Below are 15,286 nucleotides of genomic sequence, written 5' to 3' on the forward strand. Positions count from 1 at the left end.
AGGCCATGGCCCGCATTGCCGTCATAACGCATGAATTTGACCGCTTCCAGAGCCGGCGGGGCCTCCTGCTGCGCCAGGACAGCCCCTACATGCTGTTCGACGTCCTGGCGGAGCTGAAACGGCGCGGTCACTCCGTGCAGATCATGCGTGGACCCTCGGCAAGTCATAACGCCGATATTGCCGTCCTGCATGTCGACGCGACAGTGACGCCATCGGACTATGTCGACTACGCGCGCGGATTTCCGATTTGTCTCAATCTTGGTGCAACCGACATTTCCAAGCGCCGCATCAGTGGTGCGATCCTCGAGGAGGGTGCCAACTGGAGCGGCCAGGTCATCGTCAAGAGCAACCTCAATCATTGGGGGACGCCCGAGGAGCAGCTCAACCGAAAATCCGTTCGCGCCGGCAAGGCAGTGCCTTTCCCGGGCGCGCAGACCTTCGGCCGTTATCAGGTGCATGCCTCGCTGGCCGATGTGGCGCCGGAGATTTTCAGGCGTGCCGACCTGATCGTGGAAAAATTCATTCCCGAAATCGAGCCCGACGGGTTTGCGGCGCGGTTCTGGATATTCTGCGGCGATCGGGAGCGCTGCACCCGCTATGTCTCGCCGCAGCGCCTGGTCAAGGGCGACGACACCGTCCGCCGGGAGCCGGTTGCGGTTCCCGACGAACTGCGCGCCTTGCGTCGGAAGCTGGGCTTCGACTATGGCAAATTCGACTTTGTCGTGCATGAGGGCAGGGCCGTGCTGCTCGATGCCAACAAGACCCCAGGTCGCGCCAGGAACCTGTCGAAGATTGTTGCCGCCGGCACAGCCAACCTGGCCGACGGCTTCGAAAACCTCATCCACCAGACCGGACGGGGTCGAATCGGGCGCTAGAGAAACAGTCCCAACTGCGTATGGATGATCGACCGGTAGTCCTCGATGGTGTGGCGGCTTTCCTCCTGGTTCTGGGTCAGCGCCATGCGCACGACGCCGCCGGCCAGCTGGAAGATCAGGAAAACCATACGGCCGAACTCATTGCGTCGCTCTGGCGCGAGAAAGGGGCCGACATGGTCGCAGAACATCGTCGCCTGGTGCCGGGTTTCGGCGATGTCGAGATTCTTCAGCGCCTTGTCAGCCTGGATGGCGTTTTGCAGGTCCTGAATGGCGGGGTCGCCGGCGACGCGCTCATAGTAGTCGTCGAGCAGCCGGTCGGCCGCCGCGATGACGTCGCCCAGCCCGCCGACGTCAGCAACGATCGCGGCAAGCCGGGCGCGGCTCACTTCGGAGAATCGCTCGTAGAGCATCGCCAGGATCGCCGACTTGTTGGGGAAGTAATGATAGACGGTGGCGATCGGCCCGCCGGCCTGTGCGCCGACTTCCTTCATGGTGACGGCGTCGATGCCTTTCTCGCCGATCAGCCGCATGGTCGTCGACAGGATGGCGTCGATGCGCTCGCGGCTGCGCTCCTGTTTGGGCCTGCGCCTCGGTTCGGTCGTCATCTGCACTGCTTCGTTCATGCCGCCATCCTCTCGATCGCCCAGACCATTCGATCGCCAAGACCATCCCCAGCCTTGTTGGTGCCAAGTCCCGCTACTGATTGACAAACGAATATGATCGAGTATCAGTTTCTAAATGCTGACAGACTGTCAGTTTTTTTGCCGTCAGGCAAGGACGTTGGGAGGCGACCGTGACTTCTGCTGGTAACGCGGATGCCGGGAACGGCGACTGGCTGGTCGGCAACCCCACTGGGGCGCAACTCGCCTCGGCATTGTGGATCGGCTCGGTCGGCCTGCTCATTCTCGGGCTGCAGCCGGTGCTGCTCGGCGCGCTCTATACCGAGGGGCATGTCAGCGGCGACGAACTCGCGCTGGTCGCCACGGCGGAGATGATCGCCATCGGCATCGGATCGGCGGCCATCGCCATGATGCTGTCCGCCCACAATATGCGCTTGAAAAGTGCCGTCCTTCTGCTCTTGCTGGCGCTGGCGAACGGGGCGACCGCCGATGCGCTGACCTCGACCTCGCTGATTGCCGCCCGCGCGGTGGCGGGCCTCGCCGAGGGTGGGCTGGTGGCGGTCGCCACGGAACTGATCGCCCGTTCGCGCCGGGCCGAGCGCATCGGCGGCTTCTTCGTCACCCTTCAGACCCTGGCGCAATGCGCCCTTGCCCTGCTGCTGGCGCTTTACGTCATCCCGGCCGCCGGATCGGCAGGCGGCTTCATCGTCCTTGCCGTCGTCTGCATCGCTTCGGTGGCGGTCGCCTTCATCGTTCCCGATAGCTATGCCGACCTGCCCAAGGAGGAACAGTTCAGCAATGTGCTGACCGTTCCTTCGCTTGCCGCTTTGCTGTGCGTCTTCTGCTACTTTATGTTCTTCGGCTCGGTCTGGGCGTTTCTCGAGCCGCTTGGCGCACAATACGGCATCGATGGCCGCAGCGTCGGCCTGATCGTCTCGGCCAGCCTGGCATTGCAGGTGCTGGGCGCAATGACGGCTACCGTCTTCGAGGCGCGTATCGACTACCGCTTCGCCATCGTGGCGATCGGCGTGGTCGCCGTCGCCAGTTCCGTGGTGCTCGCCGGCAGCCCCGGCCTGACGGTTTTCTGGGTCGCGGCCTTGATCATGGGCTTCATCCTTCTGTTCATCGTGCCCTATCAGATCCGGCTGGCGATCACCGCCGACGAGACGCGCACGGCCGTGCTTCTGGTGCCGGCGGCCCAGCTTTTCGGTCTGGCGATCGGCCCGGTCGCGGCATCGCTGCTGATCGACGGCAAGGATTTTCGGCCGGTGCCGGAATTTGCCGCCGCCAGTGCTGCGGCCAGCGTCGTGCTGCTCGGCCTGTTCGTCCTGATCGCACGGCGCCGCCGCGCCATCGCCTGAGACACGACCGGGGGAGCATCTCCTCGATACTTGACTAAGTCAAATAAATGACCGATCGTTGATGGGCAGGAGGCTTCCCATGACGATCCATCATCAACCCGGCAAGGAACGCATCGACGCGGTGCGGGCTTTCAACCGCTTCTACACCCGCCAGATAGGTCTGCTCGACGAAGGCCTGCTGAAAAGCGCCTTCTCGCTGACCGAGGCGCGGGTGCTCTACGAACTGGCGCATCGCGATGGCCTGACCGCCAGCGATCTCATCCGCGATCTCGGCCTCGACGCCGGTTATGTCAGCCGGCTCCTGAAGAAGTTCGAGCACCTGCAGCTGATTGCACGCGCGCCGCTGGCGTCGGATGCGCGGCAGTCGTCGATCACGCTGACGCCGGTGGGGCGGCAGGCCTTCGCGCCGCTGAACCGGGCTTCGCACGACCAGGTCGCGGCCTTGCTGGAGCGGCTTCCTGCTGCCGAACAGGACCGGCTGGTCAAGGCCATGCAGACGGTGCAGCAACTCCTGGGCGACAGCCCGGAGTCCAAAGTGCCGTATATGCTGCGCCCCTTGCAGGTCGGCGACATCGGCTGGGTGGTGCGCCGCCAAGGACAGATCTACGCACAGGACTATGGCTGGGACGAAACCTACGAGGCGCTGGTCGCCGAAATCCTCGGCGCCTTCGTAAAATCCTTCGATCCAGAATGGGAACGCAGCTGGATTGCCGAACGGCAAGGGGAGGTGGTCGGCTCGGTCTTCGTCGTGCGCAAATCCGACGCGGTGGCGAAGCTGCGCCTGCTCTATGTCGAACCATCGGCGCGCGGCCTCGGCATCGGCAAGCGGCTGGTTCAGGAGTGCATCGGCTTTGCTCGTGCCAAGGGCTACAAGACGCTGACCCTATGGACCAACGACATCCTGACCGCCGCCCGCCACATCTACGAGAGTGCCGGCTTCAGGCTGGTGGACGAAGAGCGCCATCACGCCTTCGGCAAGGATCTGGTCGGCCAGAACTGGAACCTGGAGCTGTAGCGGCGTTCAGGCCACCGGGACCCATATCTCCAGCCCGCCATTGCCGCTGCGCGGATCGAACTCCGGGCCGTAGCGCTCGAATTCGGGGCCGTCGGCTATATCGTGACCCGAGGCCGGCAGCCATTTGTTCCAGATCGTGTTGACGGTGCGGCGGATGGTGGAGATATGCTCGGCATGGGTGAACACGGCGTATTTCTGCGCCGGCACCCGCACCCGCGAAAGCTCCTTCGGCAGGTCCGAGAAATCCGAAACTTCGACCCCGGCGATATAGTCGAAATTGCCGGCATCGTCGCCATTGACGCAGACGCCATAGGCGACGTCACCGGTCTCGCCCGGAATGTTGCCGATATAGGGACCGAAGCGCTGCCACTGCATCGGAATGGCCGCGCTGGTTTCGCAACTGTAGCGCTCGCCGAGGCCGGCAATGAGGAAGGGACGGCCGGTCTCGAAGCGCGGCGGCGGCAGTGAGGCGAGGAAGGACTGGTCCATCAGGATCGGCTCCACGAGATCGAGATTGCTGAGGCTGCCCTGCGCGCGCACCAGTTCCGGCGTCGTGCCGAACTGGTCGCGGAAGGCGCGGGTGAAGGCTTCGTGCGAGGCGTAGCCGGCATCGAGCGCGACCGCGAGGATGTCGGGCGCGCCGGAAGCCAGCTTGCGCGCCGCTTCGGTCAGCCGGCGCGCGCGCATATAGCCCATCACCGAACGGCCGGTGGCGGCGCCAAAGGCGCGCGTCACATGAAAGCGCGAGACGCCGCTGCTTTGCGCGACATCTTCAAGCGAGATCGCTTCCGGCAGATGGCTCTCGACAAACCACAGCGCTTTCTCGGTCGGGTTCATAGGTCTCCTCGCATTTGGCGGCACATTTTGTCGGCTTTTGCGAGGCCAGTTTGATCGAAATTGCGCCTGTCGTAAAATCGAAGGGCGCTGGTCGACTGTGGCAGGTCACCATCGTGGAAAGCCGCTGCTGGGCGGCCTCGGCCTGGCTCGCTGGGACAATATCCGGGCGCGCTGGGTGCGGGCACCATCCTTGCCTATGCCCTGTGGAACCACCGCCGGCTCGATGCCTTCGCCGCCGGCGAAATGCCGCCGAAAGCCTAGGTGTGCCGGTGGCGAGGACGCGCAAGACGACCTTTCTTCTCACGGCGTTCTCGACGGCAATTCACGTCTCGGTCGGGAGGTCATCCGCAACCGTCATTGCCTGTGCCCTGACCGCATCTGCATGGCTGCCATCCCTCTTTTTCGGCTCTGGCGCAATGCGGCGCCTTGAATGGTAAGCACGCTTATAATATATACCGCTCATGGTTTCCGACGGCATAGATAGATTGGGCTTTTTGGTCCACGACGTGCAGCGCCTTATGCGCAAGCGCTTCGAGGCGCGCGCCAGCGGTCTTGGCCTTTCCTCGGCACAATGGCGGCTTCTGGTTCGCGTCGCCAAGGAGGCCGGCGTCGCCCAGGCTCGCCTCGCCGAACTTCTCGAAATCGAGCCGATCAGCGTTTCACGCCTCGTCGACCGGATGGAGGAGGGCGGCTGGATCGAACGGCGCTCCGATGCAACTGACCGGCGCGTGCGCATGATCTTCCCGACAGCCAAGGCGAACGCGGCCTATGCCGAGGTCAAAAGCCTTGCCGGCGAAGTTTATGAGGAATCGCTGGTCGGCGTTTCGCCGGACGACCGCCGCGTCCTGATCCGGGCGCTGGACACCATCGTGCAAAACCTGGCGGACGGCGAGACGTCGTCCTTGAAGAGTACGGAAGGGGCAGCAGCATGAACGCGGCAGCCAAACTAGACGAGAATGTTACCAAGATCGAGACGCCGGCACAGCCGGCTGCCGAAGCGCCTGCACAGCCGGCTGCCGAAGCGCCTGCACAGCCGGCCGCAGCACCTGTCGCGGTGGCTCCCCCGGTTCAACCCGCTCCGGCTCCGGTCAAGAAGCGCCGCATCGGCCGCTTGCTGCTGATGGTCGCACTGCCAGCCGCGCTGGCCATTGGTGGCGGTTATGTCTGGGTGACCGGCGGCCGCTATCAGGAAACCGAGAACGCCAATTTGCAGCAGGCCAAGGTGTCGATCGCCTCGGACACGGCCGGCCGCATCGTTCAGGTCGGCATCTCGGACAATCAGCAGGTCAAGCAGGGCGATGTGCTGTTTGCCGTCGACCCCGAGCCCTACCGGATCGCATTGGCGCAGGCCGACGCGGCGGTCGCAGTCGCACGCGTCGGTATCGAACAGCTGCGCGCCGCCTACAGCCAGGCGCTGGCGCAGGAAAAGTCCGATGCCAGCCAGGTCGACTACGCGCAGTCGCAGTATGACCGCGCCGCCGACCTTGCCCAGAAGGGCATCAACGCCAAATCGTCGCTGGACGAGGCCAAGAACGATCTCGACAAGGCCAGGCAGCAACTGGCCGTTGCCGAGCAAGGCATCATCAGCGCCAAGGCGGCTCTCGCCGGCAATCCCGATATCGAGACCGACAAGCATCCGACGGTGATGGCCGCACTCGCCGCGCGCGACAAGGCCGCCTACGATCTGGCGCAGACCACGGTCAAGGCGCCGGCCGACGGCGTCATCAGCCAGGCCTCCTCGTTCAAGGTCGGCCAGTATGTCGGTTCCGGCACGCCGCTGTTTGCGTTGGTCGAGACCGGCGACACCTGGATCGATGCCAATTTCAAGGAAACCCAGCTTACCCACATGAAGCCTGGCCAGAAGGCCGAGATCGTCGTCGACACCTATCCGGGCAGAACTTTCGAAGCCACCGTCAAGGCGATCGGCGCCGGCACCGGCGCGGAGTTTTCGCTGCTGCCAGCTCAAAACGCGACCGGCAACTGGGTCAAGGTCACGCAGCGCATTCCGGTGCGCCTGGAGCTGACCGATGCCGACGCCAAAATGGCGCTGCGCACCGGCATGAGCGCCTCGGTTACGGTGGATACCGGCGTTGCCCGCGGCTTCCCCGCTATCTTCGGCCACGCCACCGCAGGCGAAGCACAATAGACTGTGAATGGACCGTGATCTCGAAAAGCAGGATCACGGCCCGGCAGAACGCCCGCCGCAGGCGAGGTGAAGTTGAGATGACAGGATCGGTCCGACGGCAGGTTGAACGAGGGGTGGATTGGACCGGGCCGCATTGCGGGCTGCCCAGAACCTGGACCATCTCGGCGCCCATCCTTCGGACCTTGGATTTCCGGGCGGCAAGCGCCTGATGTGTCGAGACCTTCGATCGATGTAACCCCCACATCGATAGATCGCGTCCCACCGCGATGAGGGTCTCTTCACCAGAGAAGGCCTCGCCGCCCGGAAACCTAGTGTACACGTTATTGTTACCTGTCGGAAGTTCCGCATCATGACCACACCAGAACCTTTCAAGGAAGTGCCGCATCGCGGCCTGATCACCGTGGCGCTGATGCTGGCGACGGTCATGCAGGCGCTCGACACCACGATCGCCAATGTCGCGCTGCCGACCATGACCGGCGACCTCGGCGCGTCGCCCGACAACATCAACTGGGTGTTGACCTCCTACATCGTTGCCGCCGCGATCATGACGCCGGTGACCGGCTGGCTGGCCGACCGCTTCGGCCGCAAGGAACTGTTCCTGGCGGCGGTTGTCGGCTTCACCGTGTTCTCGATGCTGTGCGGCATTGCCTGGAGCCTGGAGAGCATTGTGTTCTTCCGGCTGATGCAGGGCGTGTTCGGCGCAGCCATCGTGCCGCTGTCGCAGACCTTCCTGCTCGACATCAACCCCAGGGAACGCCACGGCCAGGCGATGGCCATCTGGGGCGCCGGCATCATGCTGGGGCCGATCCTGGGTCCGACGCTGGGCGGTTGGCTGACCGAGAATTTCAACTGGCGCTGGGTGTTCTTCATCAATTTGCCGGTCGGCATCATCGCCTTCCTCGGCATGGCAGCCTATTTGCCGGTCATTGCCCGGCGGATACGCAGCTTCGATTTCTTCGGTTTCGCCATGATTTCGCTCGGCGTCGGCGCACTGCAGCTGCTGCTCGACCGCGGCGGCGAGGTCGACTGGTTTTCCTCGGTCGAAATCTGGATCGAGCTTGCTCTTTCGATCACCGGCTTCTGGGTGTTCATCATCCACACACTGACGGCGGAACGTCCTTTCATCGACCCCAAGATCTTCCTCGACCGCAATTTCGTCACCGGTCTGGCCTTCATCTTCGTCATGGGCGTGCTGATCCTGGCCTCGATGTCGCTGCTGCCGCCGATGCTGTCGACCATCTTCGGCTATCCGACCGTGACCATCGGCGTCGTCCTGGGGCCGCGCGGTGTCGGCACGATGATTTCGATGCTTGTCGTTGGGCGGCTCATGAGCAGGATCGACGCCCGGATCCTCGTCGTCATCGGCTTTCTGCTCACCGCGCAGTCGCTCTACACCATGTCCTCCTTCACGCCGCAGATGGACAATTGGCTGATCCTTAGCTCCGGCGTCATCCAGGGCCTCGGCATGGGCATGGTGTTCGTGCCGCTGTCGACGGTGGCCTTCGCCACGCTCGACGTGCGCTTCCGCACCGACGCCACGGCCCTGTTCAGCCTAGTTCGAAATCTCGGTTCGTCGATCGGCGTGTCGGTGGTGACGGTGCTCATGGTGCGCAACACGCAGGTCAATCACACCGAACTGTCGGCTTTCATCAACCCGTTCAACCCCAATTTGTGGGCGGCCTCGCCGGCGGCAGCAGGCGGCGATCCGACGGCACTTTCGCAGGTGGACCGCATGGTCAACATCCAGGCGATGATGATCTCCTACGTCAACGACTTCAAACTGCTGATGGTGATGACGCTGGTTGCCATTCCGTTTGTCTTCCTGCTGCGCAAGCCGAAGACCGCTCCGGCCGGCGCGGCCGCTCCTGCCGCGCATATGGATTGAGGCGGGCGCCGGTAGCGCTGGCAGCAAGCTGGTTGCCCCTGATGATTGTTGCTCGGATGATCGTCAAAACCCGCGTGTGCAAAAGAATATCGATAATGAGCCGTTGGAAGTTGATTTGAAATGACATTTGCACCTTTGGTATGTGGTTGCTGACGCCTCCAATTCCGTTACAGTTCATCTTGAATTAGCACATCTGTAACATTGTCAGTCGACTTTCGTCTGGCACGACAGAGGCCCTTTCTTGTTTCAGGTGCCAAACCGGAGGAGGTCTGTTTGGTCACGAAGTCATCCAGAAGATCCGTCGGGGCGCGCGGGCCGGTGGGCGTAGCCGCATTGGCAAGACTGGCTGACGTTTCCTACGATACGCTCGAGGGAGAACTTCGCACGACCATTGCGGGTCTCGAAGGGCAGACCCTGCGCTTCGAGACTGCGATCGAGAATATTTCGCAAGGCATCTGCTTTTTCGATGCCGATGAACGGCTGATCCTGAGCAACCGGCGCTATGCGGAAATCTACCGCATTGCGCCCGAGGAATTGCGGCCTGGCGTGACACTGAGCGAAATCGTCGAACGCCGCGTTGCCGCCGGCACGGCGGCGACGGCCGCCGACACCTATCTCGCAACGGCTCGCTCGATCAATTCGGGCAAGGCTTCGCGGCTCTGGACCGCCAAACTTGTCGATGGTCGCACAATCCAGATCCGTAACCAGCCCATGCCCGATGGCAGTTGGATCGCCACGCATGAGGACATCACTGAACTCCTCGCCAATCGGCAGATCGTCGACGAGCGCATTTCGCTGCAGGCGCTGATCGACTGGGTGCCCGATTATCTCTGGGTCAAGGATACGCAAAGCCGTTTCGTCGTGGTCAACAGCGCCCTTGCGACCGATAGCGGCCGCAACAAGACCAGCGACATGATCGGTTTGACCGATTTTGATCTCCACCCCCCGGAAGTTGCGCGGAAATTTCGCCTGGTCGAGCAGCGCCTGCTCAAGAGCGGACAACCAGTGATCGACGCGGAAGAGTTTGTCGTCGATGCGTCGGGGAACGGCAAATGGCTTTCGTCGACGAAGGTGCCGTTGCGCAATCGCCAAAATGAAATCTTCGGCCTGGTTGGCATTGCCCACGACATCACCGCCCGCAAGCAGGCGGATGTCCTTCGCAGCGGGCAGGCGCAGATCCTCGAAATGATTGCCACGAGCGCGCCGCTGGAGGACGTGCTCGACCGCCTCATGCGCTTCGTCGAGGCTCAGTTGAAGGGAATATTCGGTTCCGTCCTGCTGCTCGACAAGGACGGCATTCATTTGCGTCACGGTGCGGCGCCGGGCCTGGCGAAAGCCTATACGAGCGCCATCGATGGGGCGGCCATCGGTCCCAAGGTGGGATCCTGCGGAACCGCCATCTACCGGCGGGAACCGGTCATTGTTACCGATATTCTGCAGGATCCGCTGTGGGACGATTACCGCGAACTGGCGGCACCCCATGGCTATCGTTCGTGCTGGTCAACCCCGATCCTGTCGCATCGGGGCGTCGTGTTGGGCGCCTTTGCCATGTATTCGATGACCGTGCGCGAACCCACCCATGCCGAGACCCGCCTGATCGAATTCACCACACACATTGCCGGCATCGCGATCGAGCGCAAATTGGCGGAAGACCAGATCCACTTCATGGCCAACCATGATGCGCTGACCGGCCTGCCCAATCGCGCTTTGCTGGAGGATCGGCTTTCCCAGGCGGTCCTCTACGCGCAGCGATACAATCGCTGGATGACGGTGGTGTTCATCGATCTCGACAATTTCAAACTGGTGAACGATACGTTTGGCCACAATGCCGGCGACGAACTCCTCAAGACCGTCGCCAGCCGTTTGGTTGGATGCGTGAAGGCCACCGACACCGTCGTGCGGCTTGGCGGCGACGAATTTGTCATCGTCCTGTTCGACCAAACCACCAATGTCGATGTGGTCTCGGAAACCCTGCAGACGATCAGGGATGCGATCGCGGAACCGGTTCTTGTCGGAGAGCATCGGCTGAGAACGACGGCCAGCATCGGCATCGCAAATTACCCGAAGGACGGGACCAGCCCGGATACGCTGTTGGCCAATGCCGACGCCGCCATGTATCGCGCCAAGGAATTCGGCCGCGACAATTTCCAGTTCTATGCCCCGGAGTTCAACTCAACGGCACATGAAAAATTCCTGCTTCAGGAGGAATTGCGAAACGCGCTCGCCCGGTCGGAATTCGCTCTGCATTATCAGCCACAGGTGGATCTGCGATCGGGGCAGGTTTTCGCCGTCGAAGCGCTGGTGCGCTGGAACCACCCGACGCGAGGCCTGGTTTCGCCGGCGATGTTCATCCCGACCGCCGAGAAGACCGGGCTGATCGTGCCGCTCGGCGACTGGATCCTGCACGAAGCCTGCCGGCAGAACAAAGCCTGGCAGCGCGCCGGTCTGTCGCCCGTAACCGTCTGCGTCAACGTGTCGGCGCGGCAGTTCCGGGAGAAGAACCTGATCGACCGCGTCGTCAACGCATTGAAGGAAAGCGGCCTGGAGGCGAGGTATCTCGAGCTCGAAGTGACGGAAAGCCTGATCATGCAGGATTTCGAGCTGGCGGTCGCAACGATGAACGGACTGCAAAAGCTCGGCGTGCAGATATCGATCGACGATTTCGGAACAGGCTATTCCAGTCTCAGCGCCCTCAAGACGTTTCCGGTGGCGCGGCTGAAGATCGACAAGTCCTTCATCAACGATCTCGCGACCGACGAGAACGATCAGGCGGTCACTGGCGCCGTGATTTCCCTGGGGCAGAAGTTGAACCTTCGGGTGCTGGCCGAAGGTGTCGAAACGGAAGACCAGGTCGCCTTCCTGCGCAAGAACAATTGTGACGAGGTGCAGGGCAATTATTTCAGCGAACCCCTGTCGGCTGGGGATATCGGCGAGCTGATCGCGAAAGGCTGACGGCTGGCTCGCGCCGTAACCGCTGGCTGCTATTTTCCGAGCACCAGGCTCCAGTAGCGGATGGCGCTGTCGCGTCCGTCGCGTACATAGGCGAGGCCGAAGCGGCTGAAATCCGGATCGAGCATGTTGCGGCGGTGGCCAGCCGAATGCATCCATATGTCGAACAGTTTCTGCTGGTCGAAGCGGCCCTCGGCGATGTTCTCGGCGGCGGCGCCCCGCACGCCATTGTCCTTCATCCGCGACGCGAAATCCTTTCCCCAGCCCGTCGTGTGGCTCATGCGTTCGCGTGAGGCCATATAGCCGGCCTGCTGCCGAGCGGCCTGCTCGAGCTGGGCGTCCGGCACCAGCGCCGGCAGTCCGGCCGAAGCTCGGATGCCGGCCAGCGTCGCGGTGGCCGAGGACGACACACCGGCGCCTTCGCCGGTCGGCACCGAGACCGTGCTGCAAGCAGCGAGGCCGGCCATGGCTGCAAGGCCGATCAGCAGCAGGCGCCTGTTTGGTTTTGGACTTGCTGCGCCAGAGCGGGTTTGCGCGAGCGGGTGATTGGTGCTGCAGATCATTGTCATGCGAGCTGACTTAGCGGCGATCATGGCTTTTGCCGGGCAGGGCCGCGAAAATCTCAATCGCTGGCCTCCGTGCGGGTTCGGCCGATCGATTCGAATGGGAAGGTCGGCGGCCGATGTAGTCTCGGCGCGTTGCCTCCGATCAGCGTTGCGCGTCGGTCGCCATTTTAAGCGCCAGCCCGGCAAGCACCGTGCCCATCATCCAGCGCTGGATGACCATCCATAGCGGCCGTCCGGCAAGGAAGGTCGCGATCGAACCGGCCGTTACCGCGATGATGGCATTGACGGTCAGGCTGATCGAGATCTGCGTGGCGCCGAGCACCAGAAGCTGCGACAGCACATGGCCCTTGCCCAGCGAGATGAACTGCGGCAGCAGCGACAGATAAAGCACCGCCACCTTGGGGTTGAGGAGATTGGTCATCAGGCCCATCGCGAACAGCTTGCGCGGCCTGTCCTTCGGCAGTTCGCGCACCTGGAATGGTGAGCGCCCGCCGGGTCGCACCGCTTGCCAGGCGAGCCATAGCAGATAGAGCGCGCCGGCAATGCGCAGTGCGTCATAGGCAAACGGCACGGCAAGCAGCAGCGCGGTGATGCCCAGCGCAGCCGATACGACATAGAACAGAAAGCCGGCCGCCACGCCGCCGAGCGAGATCAGCCCGGCCTTGGGGCCTTGCGACAGCGAGCGCGAGATCAGGTAGATCATGTTCGGCCCGGGCGTCAGCACCATGCCCAGGCAGACCAGCGCGAAGGCGAGATGGTTGGCGGTTTCGGGCACGGGCAATCTCCGGGAGGCGGTGACGATACCGAGCACGCGTTTTGACTCACCGCAAGAGCATGATGGCCGGAGACTTTGCGCCAGCGTCGAAAAATGTCGAAAGCGGCGAAGCCGTCAATTTCCCCCGCAAGGGGGAAGATCAGCAGCTTCAACCCTCAGCTCACCACGCGCAGGTTCGAGAGCTCGTTTGCGATTTCCTTGAAATTGTCAGACAGCGTGGCGCCGGTCGCGTTCCAGAACAGTTTTGCAGGCTTGCTCGGGTCGGTCGGATCCTTGCGGAAGCGCGAGTCCGACGAGCACACCTTCAGTGCCTCCATCGCGCTCTTGTCGCCGGCGTCGGTCGTCGACATGTCGAGCGCCACCGTCATCACCATGATGTTGGCCGCCTTGGCGTTGTTGCACAGCGTCGCCATCTGCTCGTTGAGCGCGGCGGTGTAGTTGCTCGACGAATAGTTGAGCTGGCCGATGGCGCTCGACGTGCCGCCGAACAGGCGGGTGACCGCAGTGCCGTTGTAGCCGACGCCGGCATAGCCATAGCCGGCATAGGTCGACTTGTTGCCGGCGGGGTCGGAACTCACCGTCGAATAGGTGTTCTCGCCGTCGGTGAGCACGATGACCACCTTGTCGTTGCCGCGCTCCGTCTCAGGACGTCCTCCTGTGAAAGGCTCCGTGCTGGAGACGGTGCGCCAGCCCCAGGCCATGCCTTCCGGCACATTGGTGTTGCCGTTGGGCGCCATAAGGTCGATCGCAGCCTTGATCTTTGTCAGCCCGGCGGCGTTGGCGACGTCGGTCAGGGGTGTGATCGGCGTGGTGGTGCAGCTGTAATTCGGACCGGCACCCGTCCCCAGCACCGGCGCGTTCATCGGCCGTGGCTGGAAATATTTGGCCATGTTGGATTGCCTGGTCTTGCCGGTGGTGCTCGCCGGATCGTCGTTCCACCAGCTGTTGGCCGCGCCATAGGTCTTGGGGGCCACCTCGTCGGGGTCCTGCGTTATGTACCAATGATTGCCCGGCTCATCCGGCGCAAACATCGGCACGAACATGGTCGCGGGATCGCCGACGCCGGTGCCGGTGTTGTTCGGTCCGCCGGAGGCCGGCGCGTCGTTGACATTATAGGGATAGGGCCGCACTTCGACGCAGCCCTGCCAGCTGGCGAACGGTCCGTATGTGTCGTTGTAGTCGTATTCGTTGTGGCTGTCCGAGCATGTATGATTGGCGCGATATTTGTCGCAGACCACGCGTTTGCTGCCGACGATGCGCTCGTGGCTGGTGACCACCTTCATGTCGCGGTAGAGCGAGAAGCGGGTCAGCATCTGCCCCTCCTGCTCACCCCAGCCAGTGCCTTTCTTGTACCAGATGCCGCCGATCTTCTGGGCATATTTGTCGGCTGCGTTAAGCGTTGACCAGGCGAAATTCTCATTGTGGATGGGCGACAGCCCGTAGGCGTCGATCCACGACGCGTTGTCGTTGCTGGCGCCGACATTGACCGAGGCGGCGAACGGCACAAGGCTGAACTGGACCGGCTTGTCGATCTGCTTGATCATCGCGGCCTGCAAGGCAAGCGTGTCGACGAGCTGCTTGGCGGCTTGCTTGAGAAGGTCGATGCGCTTTTGTCCGGCACCCGTGCCCGTGTTCGACATCGACCCCGAATTGTCGAGCACCATGGCCACTTCCAGCGTGTTCTTCAGCCGGACTTGCGAACACACGGAGTAGGTGACGTTTTCCGACGTCCTGCCGATCAGCATCGCCGCTGCCGGCAGGAAATAGGGCTTGTAGACCAGGCTGGCGCACAGCTTGACGATGCCGCCGCCGGTCGTGCTGCTGGGCAGCGTAACGCTGAGCGTCGTGTCGGCGGGATCGACGTCGTTGAGGTTTGCCTTGAAGAAGTCGAGCGCATAGGCCCGCAACTGGTCGTCGGTGGCGCCTTCCACCAGCCGGCGCGCGGTGGCGAAGTTGGCGGCGTCGAGCGCGTTGACCACCCTCTGCTTCTCGCTGACCACGCCGGTGTAGTCGACGGCCATGGCCACGCCGCCCATCAGTGGCACCATCGCCACAACGGTCATCAGAGCGTAATTGCCGCGGCGGTCACGCCAGAAGTCACGCCGGAATGTGCGCCAGAGTTCACGCATGTGATGTAAGCGGCCCCGCCTGCGGATTCTTCAATGCCGCCACAGTTTCACAAAACGTTGAAGGACGGGTTTGGGAAACTGCTCGATTGCGCGGATAGCGCTTCACCAGGCGCTAACCAGTTGGCGTC

12 protein-coding genes and 1 pseudogene are annotated in these 15,286 nt (G+C 62.8%); 8 read left to right on the top strand and 5 right to left on the bottom strand.

What is annotated here, in order from left to right:
- Positions 1 to 5 precede the first annotated feature (5 nt).
- Positions 6 to 875 carry a hypothetical protein gene (locus X728_RS140625; RefSeq protein WP_023682987.1) on the top strand — a complete coding sequence of 290 codons (870 nt, stop codon included), beginning with the start codon at positions 6 to 8 and terminating at the stop codon, positions 873 to 875.
- Here the strand turns inward: X728_RS140625 and X728_RS140620 are convergent.
- Positions 872 to 1,498: a TetR family transcriptional regulator gene (locus tag X728_RS140620; protein ID WP_023832832.1), complete on the bottom strand. Its 627-nt coding sequence runs from the start codon at positions 1,496 to 1,498 to the stop codon at positions 872 to 874. The genes X728_RS140625 and X728_RS140620 overlap by 4 nt on opposite strands.
- 170 nt (positions 1,499 to 1,668) lie before the next feature.
- On the opposite strand from X728_RS140620, the gene X728_RS140615 reads away from it, so the two are divergent.
- Together X728_RS140615 and X728_RS140610 are read left to right on the top strand one after the other, a co-directional pair.
- Positions 1,669 to 2,856 carry an MFS transporter gene (locus tag X728_RS140615; RefSeq protein WP_031195972.1) on the top strand — a complete coding sequence of 396 codons (1,188 nt, stop codon included), beginning with the start codon at positions 1,669 to 1,671 and terminating at the stop codon, positions 2,854 to 2,856.
- A gap of 79 nt (positions 2,857 to 2,935) precedes the next feature.
- Positions 2,936 to 3,871, top strand: a complete 936-nt coding sequence (locus tag X728_RS140610) for a helix-turn-helix domain-containing GNAT family N-acetyltransferase (protein ID WP_023739208.1) — start codon at positions 2,936 to 2,938, stop codon at positions 3,869 to 3,871.
- Positions 3,872 to 3,877: 6 nt separating this feature from the next.
- On the opposite strand, the gene X728_RS140605 is transcribed toward X728_RS140610, so the two are convergent.
- Positions 3,878 to 4,708 (bottom strand): AraC family transcriptional regulator, encoded by an 831-nt coding sequence (locus X728_RS140605; RefSeq protein ID WP_023705726.1) that lies wholly within the window; start codon positions 4,706 to 4,708, stop codon positions 3,878 to 3,880.
- Positions 4,709 to 4,835: 127 nt separating this feature from the next.
- On the opposite strand from X728_RS140605, the pseudogene X728_RS1000000171840 reads away from it, so the two are divergent.
- The 5 genes and pseudogenes from X728_RS1000000171840 to X728_RS140585 all read left to right on the top strand — a co-directional run.
- A pseudogene (locus tag X728_RS1000000171840) lies at positions 4,836 to 5,043 on the top strand (iron chelate uptake ABC transporter family permease subunit); the annotation flags it as partial.
- 126 nt (positions 5,044 to 5,169) lie between these two features.
- Complete coding sequence (locus tag X728_RS140600) at positions 5,170 to 5,640, top strand: MarR family transcriptional regulator (RefSeq protein WP_031195973.1); 471 nt, start codon at positions 5,170 to 5,172, stop codon at positions 5,638 to 5,640.
- On the top strand, positions 5,637 to 6,854 hold the full coding sequence (locus X728_RS140595; RefSeq protein ID WP_023832834.1) for an HlyD family secretion protein: 1,218 nt from the start codon (positions 5,637 to 5,639) through the stop codon (positions 6,852 to 6,854). The genes X728_RS140600 and X728_RS140595 overlap by 4 nt, the downstream gene beginning before the upstream one ends.
- Before the next feature lie 349 nt (positions 6,855 to 7,203).
- Positions 7,204 to 8,739 carry a DHA2 family efflux MFS transporter permease subunit gene (locus X728_RS140590; RefSeq protein WP_023694754.1) on the top strand — a complete coding sequence of 512 codons (1,536 nt, stop codon included), beginning with the start codon at positions 7,204 to 7,206 and terminating at the stop codon, positions 8,737 to 8,739.
- Between the two features lie 333 nt (positions 8,740 to 9,072).
- Positions 9,073 to 11,691 (top strand): EAL domain-containing protein, encoded by a 2,619-nt coding sequence (locus tag X728_RS140585; protein WP_023832835.1) that lies wholly within the window; start codon positions 9,073 to 9,075, stop codon positions 11,689 to 11,691.
- Between the two features lie 29 nt (positions 11,692 to 11,720).
- On the opposite strand, the gene X728_RS140580 is transcribed toward X728_RS140585, so the two are convergent.
- The 3 genes from X728_RS140580 to X728_RS140570 form a co-directional block, all read right to left on the bottom strand.
- Positions 11,721 to 12,257, bottom strand: coding sequence for a CAP domain-containing protein (locus X728_RS140580; protein ID WP_023730457.1), 537 nt, complete (start codon positions 12,255 to 12,257; stop codon positions 11,721 to 11,723).
- A 139-nt stretch (positions 12,258 to 12,396) separates the two neighbouring features.
- Positions 12,397 to 13,029: a LysE family translocator gene (locus X728_RS140575; RefSeq protein WP_023730458.1), complete on the bottom strand. Its 633-nt coding sequence runs from the start codon at positions 13,027 to 13,029 to the stop codon at positions 12,397 to 12,399.
- A 155-nt stretch (positions 13,030 to 13,184) separates the two neighbouring features.
- Positions 13,185 to 15,158 (bottom strand): pilus assembly protein, encoded by a 1,974-nt coding sequence (locus X728_RS140570; protein ID WP_023832836.1) that lies wholly within the window; start codon positions 15,156 to 15,158, stop codon positions 13,185 to 13,187.
- Positions 15,159 to 15,286 lie beyond the last annotated feature (128 nt).

This window comes from Mesorhizobium sp. L103C119B0 (genome assembly GCF_000502235.1).
Taxonomy (GTDB): domain Bacteria; phylum Pseudomonadota; class Alphaproteobacteria; order Rhizobiales; family Rhizobiaceae; genus Mesorhizobium.

Bases quoted from the DNA above. Each gene is read 5' to 3' on its own strand.
- X728_RS140580 (WP_023730457.1), bottom strand. From the start codon at position 12,257: ATGACAATGATCTGCAGCACCAATCACCCGCTCGCGCAAACCCGCTCT.
- X728_RS140570 (WP_023832836.1), bottom strand. From the start codon at position 15,158: ATGCGTGAACTCTGGCGCACATTCCGGCGTGACTTCTGGCGTGACCGC.
- X728_RS140610 (WP_023739208.1), top strand. From the start codon at position 2,936: ATGACGATCCATCATCAACCCGGCAAGGAACGCATCGACGCGGTGCGG.
- X728_RS140625 (WP_023682987.1), top strand. From the start codon at position 6: ATGGCCCGCATTGCCGTCATAACGCATGAATTTGACCGCTTCCAGAGC.
- X728_RS140590 (WP_023694754.1), top strand. From the start codon at position 7,204: ATGACCACACCAGAACCTTTCAAGGAAGTGCCGCATCGCGGCCTGATC.
- X728_RS140595 (WP_023832834.1), top strand. From the start codon at position 5,637: ATGAACGCGGCAGCCAAACTAGACGAGAATGTTACCAAGATCGAGACG.
- X728_RS140600 (WP_031195973.1), top strand. From the start codon at position 5,170: ATGGTTTCCGACGGCATAGATAGATTGGGCTTTTTGGTCCACGACGTG.
- X728_RS140620 (WP_023832832.1), bottom strand. From the start codon at position 1,498: ATGAACGAAGCAGTGCAGATGACGACCGAACCGAGGCGCAGGCCCAAA.
- X728_RS140605 (WP_023705726.1), bottom strand. From the start codon at position 4,708: ATGAACCCGACCGAGAAAGCGCTGTGGTTTGTCGAGAGCCATCTGCCG.